At 37.0% G+C, this 15974-nt stretch carries 17 protein-coding genes; 2 read left to right on the top strand and 15 right to left on the bottom strand.

Translation table 11 applies throughout. From position 1 onward, the window contains the following. Positions 1-244: 244 nt before the first annotated feature. The gene (locus tag ACTWQB_RS08835; RefSeq protein ID WP_443138820.1) at positions 245-838 is read right to left on the bottom strand and encodes a hypothetical protein; all 594 of its coding nucleotides are present in this window, start codon (positions 836-838) and stop codon (positions 245-247) included. Between the two features lie 275 nt (positions 839-1113). After that, positions 1114-1542 (bottom strand): helix-turn-helix domain-containing protein, encoded by a 429-nt coding sequence (locus ACTWQB_RS08830; RefSeq protein ID WP_443138819.1) that lies wholly within the window; start codon positions 1540-1542, stop codon positions 1114-1116. A 488-nt stretch (positions 1543-2030) separates the two neighbouring features. Here ACTWQB_RS08830 and ACTWQB_RS08825 point away from each other — a divergent pair, with 488 nt between their 5' ends. Continuing rightward, positions 2031-2153 carry a hypothetical protein gene (locus ACTWQB_RS08825; protein ID WP_443138818.1) on the top strand — a complete coding sequence of 41 codons (123 nt, stop codon included), beginning with the start codon at positions 2031-2033 and terminating at the stop codon, positions 2151-2153. 157 nt (positions 2154-2310) lie between these two features. Here ACTWQB_RS08825 and ACTWQB_RS08820 read toward each other — a convergent pair whose 3' ends face one another. Together ACTWQB_RS08820 and ACTWQB_RS08815 are read right to left on the bottom strand one after the other, a co-directional pair. Next, positions 2311-2889, bottom strand: a complete 579-nt coding sequence (locus ACTWQB_RS08820) for a recombinase family protein (RefSeq protein WP_443138817.1) — start codon at positions 2887-2889, stop codon at positions 2311-2313. A 699-nt stretch (positions 2890-3588) separates the two neighbouring features. Beyond that, the gene (locus tag ACTWQB_RS08815) at positions 3589-4488 is read right to left on the bottom strand and encodes a hypothetical protein (RefSeq protein WP_443138816.1); all 900 of its coding nucleotides are present in this window, start codon (positions 4486-4488) and stop codon (positions 3589-3591) included. A 377-nt stretch (positions 4489-4865) separates the two neighbouring features. Between ACTWQB_RS08815 and ACTWQB_RS08810 the strand changes: the two genes are divergently transcribed. Beyond that, positions 4866-5579 carry a hypothetical protein gene (locus ACTWQB_RS08810; protein ID WP_443138815.1) on the top strand — a complete coding sequence of 238 codons (714 nt, stop codon included), beginning with the start codon at positions 4866-4868 and terminating at the stop codon, positions 5577-5579. A 76-nt stretch (positions 5580-5655) separates the two neighbouring features. Here ACTWQB_RS08810 and ACTWQB_RS08805 read toward each other — a convergent pair whose 3' ends face one another. From ACTWQB_RS08805 to smc, 11 genes are all read right to left on the bottom strand, one after another. Then, complete coding sequence (locus ACTWQB_RS08805) at positions 5656-6651, bottom strand: tyrosine-type recombinase/integrase (protein WP_443138814.1); 996 nt, start codon at positions 6649-6651, stop codon at positions 5656-5658. 166 nt (positions 6652-6817) lie between these two features. Next, a complete protein-coding gene (gene rplS, locus ACTWQB_RS08800; RefSeq protein ID WP_443138813.1) occupies positions 6818-7162 on the bottom strand; it encodes a 50S ribosomal protein L19 in 345 nt (114 codons plus the stop codon). Between the two features lie 100 nt (positions 7163-7262). Beyond that, positions 7263-8012 (bottom strand): tRNA (guanosine(37)-N1)-methyltransferase TrmD, encoded by a 750-nt coding sequence (trmD, locus tag ACTWQB_RS08795; RefSeq protein ID WP_443138812.1) that lies wholly within the window; start codon positions 8010-8012, stop codon positions 7263-7265. Further along, positions 8009-8524, bottom strand: a complete 516-nt coding sequence (gene rimM / locus ACTWQB_RS08790) for a ribosome maturation factor RimM (protein ID WP_443138811.1) — start codon at positions 8522-8524, stop codon at positions 8009-8011. Before rimM ends, trmD begins: the two co-directional genes overlap by 4 nt. Positions 8525-8535: 11 nt before the next feature. Next, positions 8536-8922, bottom strand: coding sequence for a YlqD family protein (locus tag ACTWQB_RS08785; protein ID WP_443138810.1), 387 nt, complete (start codon positions 8920-8922; stop codon positions 8536-8538). 155 nt (positions 8923-9077) lie between these two features. Continuing rightward, positions 9078-9305 (bottom strand): KH domain-containing protein, encoded by a 228-nt coding sequence (locus ACTWQB_RS08780; RefSeq protein WP_443138809.1) that lies wholly within the window; start codon positions 9303-9305, stop codon positions 9078-9080. Positions 9306-9322: 17 nt separating this feature from the next. Next, positions 9323-9592, bottom strand: a complete 270-nt coding sequence (rpsP, locus tag ACTWQB_RS08775) for a 30S ribosomal protein S16 (RefSeq protein ID WP_443138808.1) — start codon at positions 9590-9592, stop codon at positions 9323-9325. 79 nt (positions 9593-9671) lie between these two features. Further along, positions 9672-11015, bottom strand: coding sequence for a signal recognition particle protein (gene ffh, locus ACTWQB_RS08770; protein ID WP_443138807.1), 1344 nt, complete (start codon positions 11013-11015; stop codon positions 9672-9674). A 12-nt stretch (positions 11016-11027) separates the two neighbouring features. Next, on the bottom strand, positions 11028-11354 hold the full coding sequence (locus tag ACTWQB_RS08765) for a putative DNA-binding protein (protein WP_443138806.1): 327 nt from the start codon (positions 11352-11354) through the stop codon (positions 11028-11030). 12 nt (positions 11355-11366) lie between these two features. Then, on the bottom strand, positions 11367-12362 hold the full coding sequence (gene ftsY / locus ACTWQB_RS08760; protein WP_443138805.1) for a signal recognition particle-docking protein FtsY: 996 nt from the start codon (positions 12360-12362) through the stop codon (positions 11367-11369). 19 nt (positions 12363-12381) lie between these two features. Then, complete coding sequence (gene smc / locus ACTWQB_RS08755) at positions 12382-15951, bottom strand: chromosome segregation protein SMC (RefSeq protein ID WP_443138804.1); 3570 nt, start codon at positions 15949-15951, stop codon at positions 12382-12384. Positions 15952-15974: the final 23 nt, after the last annotated feature.

Below are 15974 nucleotides of genomic sequence, written 5' to 3'. Positions count from 1 at the left end.
TTTAAATAATTCCAGTAATTACCAAATATTTACTGGTCTAGTTTCGTAATGCCTTTTTTAAGAAATCTGAACCTTGATAATCAAATATTTAATTATTTCTTTGTTGACATACCACCGCAGGTCTTTATAAAACTTTATTAATTAGTGGTGCAAATAAAAAAGAGCAGGTCAATGTTTGACCTCTCACTTAATAGACGGACTGTTACTTTGTTTATATAGATTTTGGCTTATGTGTTTAATTTTTTTAATTTAATCTATTTTTCCAGGCGGTCATTTCGACCTCGTTTAATAAAGCGTGTCCTTGTTTGTTATTCTCTGACGGCTGAAAGTCTATTAAAACCTCGTAAGGTTTACGGTTACTGTTTGGGTAAAGTACAGATCCCGTTCTCCTTCTGCGTTCATATTCGGCAGCGCAATCGGATAACCTGACGCCGTTTTTATAGTAGTAACGATATGTTCGATTCGTAAAATCAAACCTAAAGTATTCGCCGTATCTGTCGCACGTGAGTTTCCGTCCATTTCGACTGACGTCATAGAAATAGTATCCGCATATCTCACAACGTTTGATGCGTTTTGGTTGATACTTTACTTTACGCCAGTTTAATTTGATAGGTAACGGATTATCCTGACAGACCTTGTCTATATTTCGGCGAAATCCTACTAAATCATACTTACGATAGTGTAATAGATTCTGTTTAAATTGCTCGGTTTCAGCGTGACCGTCTACGCCCTCGAATTGTTCCGTTAAGGCTTGGAATAATTCTATAGCGACTTCTTCAGGTAAGCCTTCATTTATAACGGCTTGTACTTCTTTAACGTAACTTGTGTTCTTCCCCATTAAGATCGCCCCTTTGCTGTGTATTAGTAAACTTGTTCTTTTATATAAACTTCCGTACGGAAATACTTGTATAATTAATTAACGTCCACTACTATTCTCGAAAAGACTTACGTAGTAAGGATTTTCGTGTAAACAATGAGCGTTAGCGAATAAGTTTACCTTGGAGTCTTTTTAAATTTTGTTAATAAATCTTGTTAAAATAAATCTTGTTATACGGTAAAAACGTTACTATCAATAGAACCTGTTTTACCGTTAGTACGGTATTAGAATTACCGTTACACCCTTCCACCCCGCCTTTTTTCCGCGTCCTCTTCTGCGATGAATTCTCGGTAACGTTCGGCTGCCTGTGGACATTGACGGAATAATTCCTCCTGTGATAACGGTTTGTACGGCACATAAATTTTATTTCCGTTAGGCTTTGCGATCTTAATAAGACCGACGTCCTCTAAAAATCGCAAGTGCTTTCGTACCGTTTTGACCGATTTTACGCCGTATTTTCTAGCGATTTGGTGTTCCGTTGGGAATGCGTAACCATAATCGGCGTTATAAAAGTCCACTAGAATCGTATAAGGGTAGTTAAATTGCGGTTTATAGCCTGGTAAGTGGACATAGTGCATTAGGTCGTACGGCATTTTGACGAAAAAATCCTCCTTACTCTTTTCCGTTTTGTCGAATACTTGCTCTGTGCCTCGAAGTTGTGTCATGTAATAATCCCCCTGTGGTCGATTTGTTTTTCCCTCTTACTTACTAATAACAATTTGTAGTTGATTTCTGTAACATCTGTTTTGTTTTTTTGTGTGTTAATGACCCCCTACTTCGTAATACCAATTTTTCAAGCTAAAATGAGACATTTTCACGACAAAAAATTAAATTTTATCAATTTGTGTAATAATTCACTTGGATCATGGAAGGTTGTAAATAAGAGGAAATCTATGATTATTGCCTTAAAGTAGATCCAACCTTGCCATGTTTATGAGCCATGGGTAAATTCTACTGATTATATTGATTGCTATCCTAATCGGGGTCTTGACAAGGAGCCTCTGTGGTAATGATTGTAGGCAAGAAACGGCAGCTAGGAGCTTGCCTGGCGGGTAAGCCTACCATTACCACCTCTCCTTGTAAAGACCGTTTTCAGAAGTTTTAATAGGGATCAAAAGTCCTGGATCTATAATGGCAAAGGTGGCTCAAAAACGTGTCAGCAGTGGCTCAAATCTATGGCAGAGGTGGTTCATTTCAATGGCAATATTCAATCTACGCAAAAACAACTGTAAAGGCAATTAACTTAACAGGTCTAATTACACCTACGTTCACATAACGCTGTATACAGGGGCATTGAAACGTGTAGGTACTATATGTAGGAGGTGTGCGTGGCGTGGAAATCGTCACCCGAGCCGTTCACGAGACGAGCCGACCGAAAACACAAGGAGCGTTTATGCCAGCGTCCAATTTAGCGCACAAAAAAAGACGGACCATTACTCCGCCTTTAACTTCGCATATAATGTTGCCCTTTTAACGCCTGTGAGTCGACAAATGTCCGCCACACTCAAACCGTTTTCGTCCTTATTCCGATACAATTCGATTGCCTTGCGTATGTCCTTGTCGGAGCTACTCGCAGGTCTGCCCATGTGCTTGCCGTTTGCTTTCGCCTTTTCGCGCCCTTCCGTTGTCCGTTCTACGATTAAATCACGTTCAAACTGTGCGAATGACCCGAGGATATTAAATAGCAACGTATTAAAACCGTTTACCTTTTCGCCAGCCTTAAACGTCATATCCTCGTTGAGAAACGTCACGGAAACGCCCTTTTCGTTCAACTCGGACACAATCTTATTCAAGTCGGTTATCGACCGTGCAAGCCGATCTATTTTCGTTATATAAACGGTTTCGCCTTCGCGTACGCTGTCGAGTAGCTTTGCTAGTTCTGTACGAGGTGCCGTGCTAGTTCCCGTTACCATTTCCTCGTATACCTTTTCGCAGCCTTCCGCTTTTAATAACTCACGTTGCGTCTCCAAGTCTTGCCCTACCGTTGAGACTCTTGCATATCCGATTTTCATAAGTGAATACCTCCGAACGTAATGTCTATAAGTCTATTAACTTTTGCACGTTTAATTATAGACTAACTTTTAAACGTTGTACAGGAGAAATTTAAGACGTTTTTAAGCCGATCTTAAAGGCGTTTATAAGTTAACACTTTTAGACGCGCCAATCCGCTTGGTGTCGTATGTGTCAAGGCAAGCACCAACGCCTAACCCTGCCGATTAGTGTCTTCGTTGCCGACACACAAAGCCACACAACGCCACACAGTAACGTCTAATAAACGGCAAGACATATAGGTCGACAGTTAACTAACGTCCTTAACGTCCTTACATACGTCTGTGTCAGCCGTCATGCACACGTAACAAGTAGGAAGGGACAAGGTACCTCTAGGGCGTTGACGTTGACAAGGCGACGACTGTGGGCGACTGTAGACGGCGTTGACGTGTGTGGGCGACACTACCACCGTTAGCGTTGCCGACCCTGACGTTGCTGACTGATAAAGCCGTTGGCGACGCGGACGATGTTAGTGGCGTTGGCTTACTTGGTTGTACATCGAATATGTGACGGTTAATAGGGGGCGAGGGAGGTCGAGCTTGCGGTCGCTGTCGGGGTTCTAAAAGTTTTATACAAAAATTCCTAAGTTAAGGGTAGTATTTACACTTATACCGTTTAAGTTGTAAGTATGAAATAATAATTTCACCTCATTACGAAACCTCTTAGTATTTAATCTGTTTATTCGATAATTCCCATACTCGATTAACTTCATCAAACATTAACTCAACAATAATTTCCATTTCTTCATAAACGGGGCCGACATGGTCTGAGTAATCTATTACAAAGAGATGCCAATTATTTTCGCTAAGAGTATCTTCTTTTTCTTTATCTGATTTAGTTCTGTCTACATGCCAAAAAGCTCCATTAACTTCGATAGCAAACTTAATACAGTGATTATCTAAAATGAACACTATGGGGATGTCGACTTCATATTTTTTTAAGATGCTCCACTCGTTAGATCCTACCACAACTTCTACATCATCATTTGAAGTTAAACGTGCTTCTATAAAAGATTTAAACATATCTGTATAATGGTCTTGACCATGTGATTGCGAATTAGATTTTCTTCTTGTTATTCTTGATTTTTGATGTATTTTTTCATAGTTAATTAACCCTTTATCTATTGCATCTCGTCTAGCTTGACTTTTTGTCTTGCGAATATTGTAATGTTTTAAATGTCTTTCTATTGATTTTTGACTACACCCAAGTAAAGTCGCTATTTCAAAATGGGATAATTTTTCTTCAATATATTTATTTCTTAGATAATCCTCATAAGTAATATCAAAATACTTTATAAATGCTTTTTCAAGTTCAGGAAACCTTGAAGCTACATTATGTTTTTTAAGGACTTCTGTGTACTCATCATAATCGCCTTCTTTTATAGTATTTTTCTGTACTCTAACCACCCTTGTAATATAAGATGAATTCCTAACCTTTAATTGTCTAGCTACTTCTGTTGGTGAAAGTCCCTCATTTAATAATTCCTCACAGATGCTCTTAAATGACCTTCCTGTTTCTTCTTCAATCTCAGTAGGTGTTTTGAAATAATTGTTATCCTCCACACACATCGCCCCCAAAAATATTTCTTTTTTTAACATTATAGATTAATAAATCACAAAATTAAAATTATTTTATTCTTAATTATTTGAAGACTATGAATCTCTAACGGAAGAAACTAGAACGAAATAAACGTAAGATGGTAGACAAATATTATCGCATACATAACCTACCTCATTTAGCGTACAACAACCCTGCTGACAACCTACATCGGACCGACAAAGAGTTCTAGGAAAGGATTGAGACGTTAGAGCAATCAGAAGTTAAAATTTGAGAAGTTTATATCTTCATTTCAAACTATATTTAAATTCTATTTATGGTAATATTAACTAAAGAAAGAACTGAAGATTCAAAAACTAGCTAGTAATAGGAGGATTAAAAATTGAGTGATTTTTCTTTTAACAGAGTAATTAGAACCCCCTCAAGCGAGCAGTACATCGTGGAATATTGGAATGAGGAAATTGGTCAATTAAATGTGCACTTTATGAAGAATACTTCTCATGAAGTTTGTAGCTTGTTCATCACTTCTTTGCTTGAGGAATTTGAGATCGATGATTTAATTAATGAGATTATTGACAAAATTATTTCTTATGAAGAAGATTTCTTTGTAATAGAGATATACAAAGGAAATTATGTTTCAAGTTACGTAAACTCACCTCACCCATATAATGTGAGCGCCAAACAAGAAGACCTTTCTAAGATTTTAAATACGTTTCAAGTTGCAAAAGGTCAATTATCTGAAGTAGCTACGATGGAATACTTTAGGAAATTAGGTTATACCATGAGAGAAGCTACTGCAACTTACGATAAAGTTAACAAGGTAGATTTAATTGGTGAAAATGAAAGTGAAATCCTTTATATACAAGTTAAATTAGGGATGATCGGCGAAAAAGAAATTAAAAAAATAATTAGTAAAATATCCAAAATAAACGATTCTAACAAAATCAAATATGCCTGTATTGTTGCTGAAAAATTCCCAATGCGAGCCGAAGTTATAAGAAATCAATTACAAAATAAACTTGGTTTGAAAGTGATGTTTGTACATAAATATCAAATAATTGAGTCAGGTTCAAAGTATAAAAGGACTATAAAATAACAATTCCATTATAGTAGCAAGTACAATAAAGAGAGCATCGAATTATTATTTAATTCAATGCTCTAAAATATATAAATTAATCCCAATCGATACCGAACTCTACACCCTTACGTAAATCTTCGCTATATAACATGACATATTGTCGTAGTTGGTCTAGGGAAGAATGCCCCATTAACGCTTGAACAGTAAATACGTCTACACCGCTTTGTATCTTCAATTTCGCAAAAGTTCGTCTAAAAGCGTGAGGACTCACGGAAACCTCTTCCTCTACTCGCGTTTGCCTCGCGTATTGTTTTAGTCTCTTTTGCATTTGCCTTGCGTCCATACGCTTGTCAAGTTGCGTAATGAATAGTGCCTCCGTTTCTAAGTCTAAACCACGGACCTTAAACCACGTCTGCATGGCTTTGCTAAGTTGTTTAGTCATTGGTATTCGTCTCACGTTGCCGTTTTTCGTCCTTGTGAACGTGATTGCATTCTCTTCAAAATTAACGGCTTGAATCGTCAAGTCAGCAACCTCATTAACCCTAGCGCCTGTGTGAGCGAAAGTAAGCATGAGGACATAATCACGTAAGCCTATGAACGTTGAAAGATCAGGTGCGTCGAGAAGACGTTTTAACTGACTTTTCGTCAAGGTGGCGCCGACTTGGTGTTTGATACGTGGAAGTCCGATGTCCTCCATAGGTGACTTAGCTAAAAGATTTTTACGTACGGCGAAATTAAAGACGGCTCTTAACGCTCTCATACGTGCATGAATTGTCATTTTCTTTAAACTACGCCTCTTCATTAAGGTTATGACCTCATAAACATTATCTTTTGTGACTAATTCTAGGTCGTTAAGATCGGCGCCCACTTCTATTAAATGTTGCCGTACTAGACCGATTTCACGCTCGTAGAACTTTAACGTATGGTGTGAATACTCTTTCATTTCACACTCACGCATGAAGTCCTTGACCGTCTCGTCAAACGACCACGCTTTCTTTGTTTTGGTTACTCGGCGGACTTCCTTTTGTAAGTCTTCGCCTAGTTTAATACTTCTACCTCGTGGTAGTAACTTCTTTCTCGCCTTGCCCATTATAAAACCTCCTTTAATATTAGGACGCACTATTAGGTCGCACTATTTTTAAAAATAACGACGTCAATTTTTAAGGAGGGAAAACGTAAAAAAGAGCGGTCCCTCCTCTAGGAGAAACCACCCTTTAGTGTCTTGTAAACGTTGTTATGACGCTACTTTTCGCTTATTAGCGAATTTCTTTAATTCTTGCAGCTTTACCACGTAGGTTACGTAAGTAATAAAGTTTCGCACGACGTACTTTACCACGACGAGTAACTTCAATCTTATCAAGACGTGGAGAATGTACAGGGAACGTACGTTCAACTCCTACACCGTATGATACCTTACGTACAGTGAATGTTTCACTAATGCCGCCGCCGCGACGCTTAATAACAACACCTTGGAATACCTGAATACGTTCACGGTTACCCTCAACAACTTTAACGTGAACTTTAACTGTATCACCAGCACGGAATTCAGGAAGATCTGTACGTAACTGATCTTGAGCTACTTTGTTTAGAAGTTCTTGCATTCTCTTTCACTCCTTCTCACTAATGCTCTTGCTTAATCCGCAGCGGAACATCGTTTTCAGCTTATAATCAACACATAAGCACTAGATTAATATATCATAATCAACTATCTGTTGCAACATCTTCTGCCTTAATTTTCTCTAGCATTTTATGTTCCGTTTCACTTAATTGGGCACTTTCTAATAAATCTGGCCTTCTATGGTAAGTTCGTTTTAATGATTCATAAGTACGCCATTCTTCTATTTTTCCATGATGACCTGATGTTAATACATCTGGAACCTTCATCCCTCTAAAATCATTAGGTCTTGTATAATGAGGATGTTCGAGTAATTGCATTGAAAATGAATCTTTAACAGCCGACTCATCATTACCTAATACTTCTGGTTGTAAACGAATAACGCTGTCTGTAATGACCATGGCGCCGAGTTCTCCACCTGTCAGAACATAATCTCCAATGGAAATTTCGTCTGTTACTAAATGTTGACGAATACGTTCGTCATAGCCTTCGTAATGACCACAAATAAAAATAAGGTGATCTTCCTTAGCCAATTCCTCTGCTTTCTTTTGAGTGAATCGTTCACCTTGCGGGCAAAGTAAAATCACTCTTGGCTTCTTCTTCTCGGCTTTAACTAAATCTTCAACAGCATCAAATATTGGCTGTGGTTTCAAGACCATCCCAGCACCGCCACCATACGGATAATCATCCACTTTATTGTGTTTGTCATCCGTGTATTCCCTAAAATCAATGAGTCTGTAATTAAACGCATTAACCTCTTGAGCTCTCTTTAAAATAGAGGCTTCAAAAACACCTCTAAACATGTCAGGGAATAGAGTTAATATATCAACCTTCATTCTAATAACCCTTCCATCTCCTCAATAATGACCCTTCCGTTTTGAACATCTACACTTTTAACAACTGATTCTATATAAGGGATTAGGGCATCCTTTTTGCCATGCCTTTGAACGACCCAAACATCATTGGCACCAGGCTGTAGAATTTCTTTAACTTTACCAATCAATTCTCCATCGACATTATATACTTCACAGCCAATGATTTCATGAAAATAAAACTCATTTTCTTCTAAATCATGCATGCTTGACTCAGGTATTTTTAAGTTTCCACCTTTTAATCGCTCAACATCATTAATATTATCCATGGATTCGAACGATAGAAGGTCAAATTGTTTATGTTTTCGATGTGTTTTAATAGTTAACTCTTCAGGCTGGTCCTCATTCTCTTTAAAGAAAAATAATGGATTGCCCGGAGAGAAGCGTTCCTCAAAATCTGTCACGGCAATTACTCTGACTTCACCTTTAACTCCGTGTGTATTCACAATCTTACCTACATTGAAATAACGTTCCATATATGTTCACCCTAATTAATATCTATAATTTGTCCGTCTTTGATGGTAATCGTTCTATTTCCAGTAACGGCATCCCATTGGTCTCCAACTTTAACCTCTACCAATTCATCAACTTCTCCCTCGATTAGCTCACTTCCATTTGGTATGCGATCGAGTTGATCAATTTGTTGTTCTAGCCACTGAATTGATTGTTTTCGTTTATTCTCTTCAACTGAAAATCGTTCCTCAACTTTTGATGAATTGAATTGCTTTTGATAGGTTAGTTTTTTCTTCTCAAATTGAAGTTGTTCTAACTCTTTTTTAGCCTGTCCTATTTTTTGATTAAATTTCTCTTTAATTAATTCTCGACTTTGATCAGTGATGACTTGTTTAACAGTTGTTTTTCTTAAAATCTTCACATTAAATCACCTTCTAATCTATAAATGCATTGCTGTAGGACAGAGCTGTTCACAACATTATGCAGTTGAAATACAATTTGTCTCTTAATCAGTCAACGTGTATTTCAACTGCAAAATATATGATTGTAAAAATGGGAAAGGTTAGACCTCTCCCATTACATAATATCAACAAATATTTTTTTATTAATATCTGATCCAGCGGCATGAACGACTGTTCGGATTGCTTTTGCAATTCGACCGTTCTTACCAATCACTTTGCCTACATCATTTTCGTTAACCGTTAAATGATAACGGATCTTTTCATCCGTTTCTTCAACAGTCACCTGAACTTCTTCAGGATAATCGACAAGTGGTTGTACAATCGTTTCAATTAAGGCTTTCATGATATCACTAACCTTTACTATTTAGCTTTTGATTCGTGAAACTTCGTCATGATGCCTTCTTTAGAGAATAGGTTACGAACTGTGTCGCTTGGCTTAGCGCCTTTAGATAACCAATCTAACGCTTTATCTTCATCAATTGAAACTTCTGGAGTTTCACTTAAAGGATTATATGTGCCAATCTGTTCAATAATGCGACCATCACGTGGAGAACGTGAATCAGCAACTACTAAACGATAGTATGGTTTTCTTTTAGAACCCATTCTTTTCATACGGATTTTTACTGCCATTATTTACACCTCCATCAAATTTCCTTCTCACAAGAATAAATTGTATCAGATGTCTAAAAGTGTGTAAAGTATTTTTCCATTACATAAAAGGAAAATTCATTCCACCTTTTTTCTTACCCTTCTTGCCGCCCATCATTTGCTTCATCATTTTCTTCATTTCATCAAATTGTTTTAATAGACGGTTCACTTGAGAAACTGACGTACCAGAACCTTTTGCTATACGCTTTTTCCTGCTTGCATTGATCACACTTGGGTTCGTACGTTCTTCTTTAGTCATAGACTGGATAATGGCTTCAACATGATCGATCTGTTTCTCATCAAGTTGCATGTTTTTCATGCCTTTCATTTTATTAGCTCCAGGCATCATATTGATGAGTTCATCTAATGGCCCCATGTTACGTACTTGCGCCATTTGTTCAAGGAAGTCCTCAAACGTGAAGGACATATCCTTCATTTTCTGTTCCATTTCTTTAGCTTTCTTTTCGTCGACTTCAGTTTCAGCCTTTTCGATTAAGCTTAAGACATCACCCATTCCAAGAATTCTTGATGCCATGCGATCAGGGTGGAAAGCTTCTAACTGATCTAATTTTTCACCCATACCAGCAAACTTAATTGGTTTACCTGTCACAGCTCTAATTGATAGTGCTGCACCACCACGAGTATCACCGTCAAGCTTTGTTAAAACAACTCCAGAAATGTCTAATTTTTCATCAAAACTTTCCGCAACATTAACAGCATCTTGACCTGTCATGGAATCAACAACTAGGAAAACTTCATCCGGATTCACGGCCTCTTTAATATTATGAAGTTCATCCATCAATCCTTCATCAATGTGTAGACGACCTGCTGTATCGATTAAAACATAGTCTTTATGTTGTTCTTTTGCTTCAGCAAGTGCTTCTTTGGCAATATCCACTGGGTTTGCGTCTGTTCCTTTTGAGAAAACAGGCATATCCAATTGCTTACCTAATGTTTCTAATTGGTTAATGGCAGCTGGACGGTACACGTCGGCCGCTACTAACATCGGGTTACGGTTATACTTTTTGCGTAAATGGTTCGCTAATTTTCCAGTTGTCGTTGTTTTACCGGCACCTTGTAAACCAACCATCATAATAACAGTTGGTGGCTTGCTAGCAACAGCAATTTTGCTTTGCTCGCCACCCATTAACTCAGTCAACTCTTCTTTGACGACTTTAATAACTTGTTGTCCAGGGTTTAATCCTTCTAATACGTCCTGTCCAATTGCGCGTTCTTTAATTCGCTTAATCAGATCTTTAACGACCTTAAAGTTAACATCGGCTTCAAGTAGTGCTAATCGAACTTCACGCGTCATTTCTTTGACATCTTGTTCGGTTACTTTACCTTTACCGGTAATTTTCTTAATCGTACCTTGTAATCGGTCGGCTAATCCTTCAAATGCCATTTGACCGTCCTCCTAATCTAGGTTTTCCATCTCTGTTACTAAAGATTTTAACTGATTATAGTCTTTATTAGAGAGTGCTTCTTTCATATCTTCTAATAAACGGTTTTGTTGCTCAAAACGTTTATATAAACCTAATTTATCTTCATATTCTTCAAGCATAGCCTCTGTACGTTTTATATTATCATAAACTGCTTGTCTACTAACATCATAAGTCTCTGAAATTTCCCCAAGAGAATAATCTTCCAAATAATATAATTCCATATAATTCTTCTGTTTGGGTGTTAGTAATTCTTGATAGAAATCAAATAAATAATTAATCCGTGTCGTTTTCTCTAACACAAGCAGCCTCCTCTATTCATCGGATTCCTCAGTAATTAAGTCTCCAAATAATCCGTATACAAATTGATGTGCATCAAATGGTTGTAAGTCTTCCATTTGTTCTCCTAATCCAACAAATTTAACGGGAATATCTAACTCATTTCGAATTGCTAACACGATTCCACCTCGTGCTGTCCCATCCAACTTAGTTAAAACAATTCCAGATACATCCGTTGCTTCTTTAAACGTTTTGGCTTGGCTTAAGGCATTCTGTCCAGTTGTCGCATCTAAGACTAGAAGTGTCTCGTGTGGAGCACCTTCAATTTCTCGAGAAATCACTTTTTTCACTTTCGCCAATTCGTTCATTAGATTAACTTTATTTTGTAAACGACCTGCAGTGTCACAGATTAAGACATCTGCACCACGTGATTTAGCTGCTTGTATGCCATCATAAATAACAGCAGCAGGGTCACTTCCTTCCGAGTGTTTAATGACATCAACACCTGTACGCTCCCCCCATACTTCAAGCTGATCAATGGCACCAGCTCTAAACGTATCACCAGCTGCTAGTAGGACGGATTTACCTTCTTGCTTTAATTGGTGGGCCAATTTACCAATTGTCGTCGTTTTACCAACACCATTCACACCTACTGTCAAAATAACCGAAAGTCCATTCTCATTTAAGTGTAATTCCTCAATTGAAGAATCATCGTCTCCATAATAAATCTCTACTAATTTTTCAGATATGACTTCTTTGACCTCTTCAGTATCTTGAATGTTACGACGCTTTACTTCCATTTCTAATTCTTCTATTAGCTCCATAACAGTTGAGACGCCAACATCTGCAGAGATTAAGATTTCTTCTAGTTCTTCGAAAAACTCTTCATCAACTTTGCGATATCGGGCAACTAGATCATTCACTTTTGACGTAAATGAATCTCTCGTTTTAGACATTCCATCTTTAAATTTATCTGTAACTTGTTCAGTTTGATTGTTAATTTTATCTTTAAGCTTTTTAAAGAATCCCATATACGTCTTCCTTTCGCAATTAGTTTAGTACCATCTCTTCTGTTTCTTCTAGCTTAACAGATACAAGTTTAGATACACCTGATTCTTGCATTGTAATTCCATATAGCACATCAGCGTTTTCCATCGTACCTTTACGGTGGGTGATCACAATGAATTGTGTATGCTGTGAGAATTCCTTCAAATACTTACCGAAGCGCATAACATTGGCTTCATCAAGCGCTGCTTCAACTTCATCCAGCACACAGAATGGTACTGGGCGAACTCTTAAAATCGCAAATAACAAGGCAATAGCTGTAAGAGCTCTTTCTCCACCTGATAAAAGACCAAGGTTTTGAAGCTTCTTGCCTGGTGGCTGTGCGATAATATCGACTCCTGTTTCGAGTAGATCATCTGGGTTCGTTAATTTTAATTCTGCACGTCCTCCACCGAATAATTCTTTAAATACAATTGCGAATTGTTCTTGGATTTGACTAAACGTCTCACTGAAGCGACGTACCATTTCTTCATCCATTTCTTGAATAATTGAGTGTAACGTATCTTTTGCATCCAGTAAGTCTTGTTGTTGTTCCGTTAGAAATTCGTAACGTTCTTGAATTCGCTCATACTCTTCAATAGAACCTAGGTTTACCGTACCAAGTTCATCAATTGAGCGTTTAATTAGTTTAACTTTCTCTCTCGTCTCATCAATTTCTTCAGTTAGACCGAAGTCTTTTTTAGCTTTTTCAAATGTAAGCATATACTCTTCACGTAAATGATTCAAACGATTTTCTAAGTCAACATCAAGTCTGTTCGCTTTGACCTCAAGTTGTTGCATATGACTGTTTCGTTGTTGATATTGTCTGTTACGTTCTTTTAATTCTCTTTCAAGATCTTCTCTTGTTTGAGTTACTCTCTGACGCTCTTCACGAGATTGACCTAGTTGATCATTAATCTCGATTAATTGAGTTTGAGCTTCTTTAATGTTGTCAGATAAACTATCAACCGTTTGCGCATTTTGATGTGATTCCTCTAATCGATTTAATTCATCTTGATATTGTTGTTTAGTTTGGCGAGCCTCGTTTAAGCTTTCTTGAATCTGATTTAAACGCTCTTTCTGATTTCTGACTTCACTTTCTTGTTCCGCTAGCCTAATTTGCATATGGTTTAATCGTTCTTTATGCTTTTCAATATTGGCCTTAAAGTCTGATTGATTCGAAGATAAATTGTCAATCTTTTTTCGAAGCTTGTCAGACTGAGTTTCTTGAGTTTCTAAATGTTCTGTAATACTTGATAACTGTTGTGTTAAAGAATTCATTTCTTCTTCATGCTGATGGTTCTCTTGATCATAAACGGAAAGTTGGTCATTAATATTAGACAGTCTTGCCTGTAATGCTTGATAATTTTCCTTTACCATTTGATATTTGTCATATAATTCATCTTTTTTGACCTGTTGCTGCTGTAAATCTTCTTGAATGTTCTTATGACGGTCTTTTTTCTCGCTTAGTTTTCGTTCAAAATCTAAACTCTTTGTTTCAAAATCATTCAGCTTAGTTTGAACTTCCTCTAACTCGCGGTCTCTAGTAAATAATGACGTTTGGTTTGAGCGTTTTTTAGCACCACCACTCATTGAACCACCTGGATTAACAATATCACCTTCTAACGTCACAATCCGATAACGATGATTCGTTGAACTAGCTAATTCGTTCGCATCTTTAAGCGATTTTGAGATTAATACGTTCCCTAATAAATTTTTTACAATCCCGTCATAAGAAGCATCATATTTCACTAATTCGCTTCCTACACCTATAAAGCCACCATGGTTTTCAATTTGTTGAATATGTCTTGAATCAACTTGGCGAGGTCTAATCGTAGACATTGGTAAAAATGTCGCACGCCCACTATTTGTTTTCTTTAACCATTGAATCGCTTGTCTCGCCTCATGATCTTTACCAACGACAATATGTTGAGCTTGTCCACCTAATGCCGTTTCCATAGCTGTCACATAGTCATTTGGTATATCCATTAATTGAGCGACTGCTCCATGTATTCCATCTAAATTGCCTTTTTCTTTTGCTTGCAACACTGCTTTAACACCATGAAAAAAACCACTATAAGACTCTTTCATGTCTTCAAGCATGTCTTTTTTAGAACGTAGCTGTTCAATGATTCGATATCCTTTATAAAGCTTTTCTTCATCTTGGCGAATCTCTTCAGATAAGCTTTGGTTTGTCTCTTGTAACTCACTTAATTGATTATTAATTGAATTAAGTTTTTCTTCTAAAGCGACTTTCTCTTTCGCTTGTGCTGATTGGTCTTCTTCCAAAGACTCTCGCTCTTCAATTAGTTTTTCAAATCTCTCATCTAAGCGTTGTTTACGAGCTTTTGTTTGTTCAATTTGTTTTTCAATTGATGCTTTTTCGTTCCTGTTTGCTGCTTGTTCATTAAGAATCTCAATATATTCAGCTTTCATTGATTCAATTTGCTCTTCAATATCTTCACCTGAGTTAGCAATATCTTTATTAATATTACTAATTGTTTTCTTTGTTTCATCCCTTTGAGATTCTAATGATTTTAACTTCATTTCTTGATCTTCATAATCAAGTTCAAATTGTTCTATTTGATCTTGACTTTCTTTAATATCATGATTAAGTTTCTCTTTACTTTCATCATAATGTTTTAGACGTTCTACTAGTAGATTTTTTTGCCCGTCTAGCTGTTCAATTTGCTGAGTTAATGTTAGTTTTTGATCTTGAAGGCCTTCGATTTTTTGATCTAATCCTTGAATATGTTGTCCATATTCTTCAACCTTAGATTCATCAGCCTGTATAGTCGTTTTCTCTTCCATTAATTGTTCTTTTAAAGAATCAATTTCCTTAAGCAACTGACCCCATTCGGTATGAATGTTTTCAATTTCTGTAACGATTAAAGATACTTCATGTTGTTCAAGCTCTTCTTTCTTCTCTAAATATTCTTTAGCCACTGCCGCTTGTTCCTTTAACGGTTCCAATTGGCCCTCAATTTCATGAATGATATCTTCAACACGACTTAAGTTATCCTCGGTTTCAGTTAACTTTTTAACAGCCTTATTCTTACGTTGCTTATATTTTAATACTCCAGCGGCTTCTTCAAAAATTGACCGACGTTCTTCTGATTTTGAGCTTAAGATCTCTTCTACTTTACCCTGACTAATAATTGAAAAAGCTTCCTTACCTAACCCAGAGTCCATAAATAAATCGACAATGTCTTTTAACCTACATGGTTGCTTATTTATTAAATATTCACTTTCACCAGACCGATACACGCGACGAGTAACAGCAACTTCTTCATAATCTATTGGTAAACGTTGATCTTTATTATCTAAAGTTAGCGTTACTTCTGCTACGTTTAATGCGCGTCTTGAATCACTACCCGCAAAAATGATGTCTTCCATTTTTGCTCCACGTAGTGATTTTGCTGATTGTTCGCCTAATACCCAGCGAATAGCATCCGTAACATTTGATTTCCCACTTCCGTTAGGCCCAACAACTGCTGTAACACCTGGCACGAAATCCACCGTAATGCGTTCAGCAAATGATTTAAAGCCTACAGATTCTAATTTTTTTAAAAACATATGTAAACACCTACTCAATTTTT

This window comes from Piscibacillus sp. B03 (genome assembly GCF_052246295.1).
Classification (GTDB): Bacteria; Bacillota; Bacilli; order Bacillales; family Alkalibacillaceae; genus Piscibacillus.
The sequence above is the reverse complement of the archived record's forward strand: the minus strand, read 5'-3'. Positions and strand labels throughout refer to the sequence as shown.

Coding starts and splice junctions, on each gene's coding strand:
- ACTWQB_RS08835 (WP_443138820.1), bottom strand. CDS start 838: ATGGGGAAGAACACAAGTTACGTTAAAGAAGTACAAGCCGTTATAAAT.
- ACTWQB_RS08830 (WP_443138819.1), bottom strand. CDS start 1,542: ATGACACAACTTCGAGGCACAGAGCAAGTATTCGACAAAACGGAAAAG.
- ACTWQB_RS08820 (WP_443138817.1), bottom strand. CDS start 2,889: ATGAAAATCGGATATGCAAGAGTCTCAACGGTAGGGCAAGACTTGGAG.
- ACTWQB_RS08805 (WP_443138814.1), bottom strand. CDS start 6,651: ATGGGCAAGGCGAGAAAGAAGTTACTACCACGAGGTAGAAGTATTAAA.
- rplS (WP_443138813.1), bottom strand. CDS start 7,162: ATGCAAGAACTTCTAAACAAAGTAGCTCAAGATCAGTTACGTACAGAT.
- trmD (WP_443138812.1), bottom strand. CDS start 8,012: ATGAAGGTTGATATATTAACTCTATTCCCTGACATGTTTAGAGGTGTT.
- rimM (WP_443138811.1), bottom strand. CDS start 8,524: ATGGAACGTTATTTCAATGTAGGTAAGATTGTGAATACACACGGAGTT.
- ACTWQB_RS08780 (WP_443138809.1), bottom strand. CDS start 9,305: ATGAAAGCCTTAATTGAAACGATTGTACAACCACTTGTCGATTATCCT.
- rpsP (WP_443138808.1), bottom strand. CDS start 9,592: ATGGCAGTAAAAATCCGTATGAAAAGAATGGGTTCTAAAAGAAAACCA.
- ffh (WP_443138807.1), bottom strand. CDS start 11,015: ATGGCATTTGAAGGATTAGCCGACCGATTACAAGGTACGATTAAGAAA.
- ftsY (WP_443138805.1), bottom strand. CDS start 12,362: ATGGGATTCTTTAAAAAGCTTAAAGATAAAATTAACAATCAAACTGAA.
- smc (WP_443138804.1), bottom strand. CDS start 15,951: ATGTTTTTAAAAAAATTAGAATCTGTAGGCTTTAAATCATTTGCTGAA.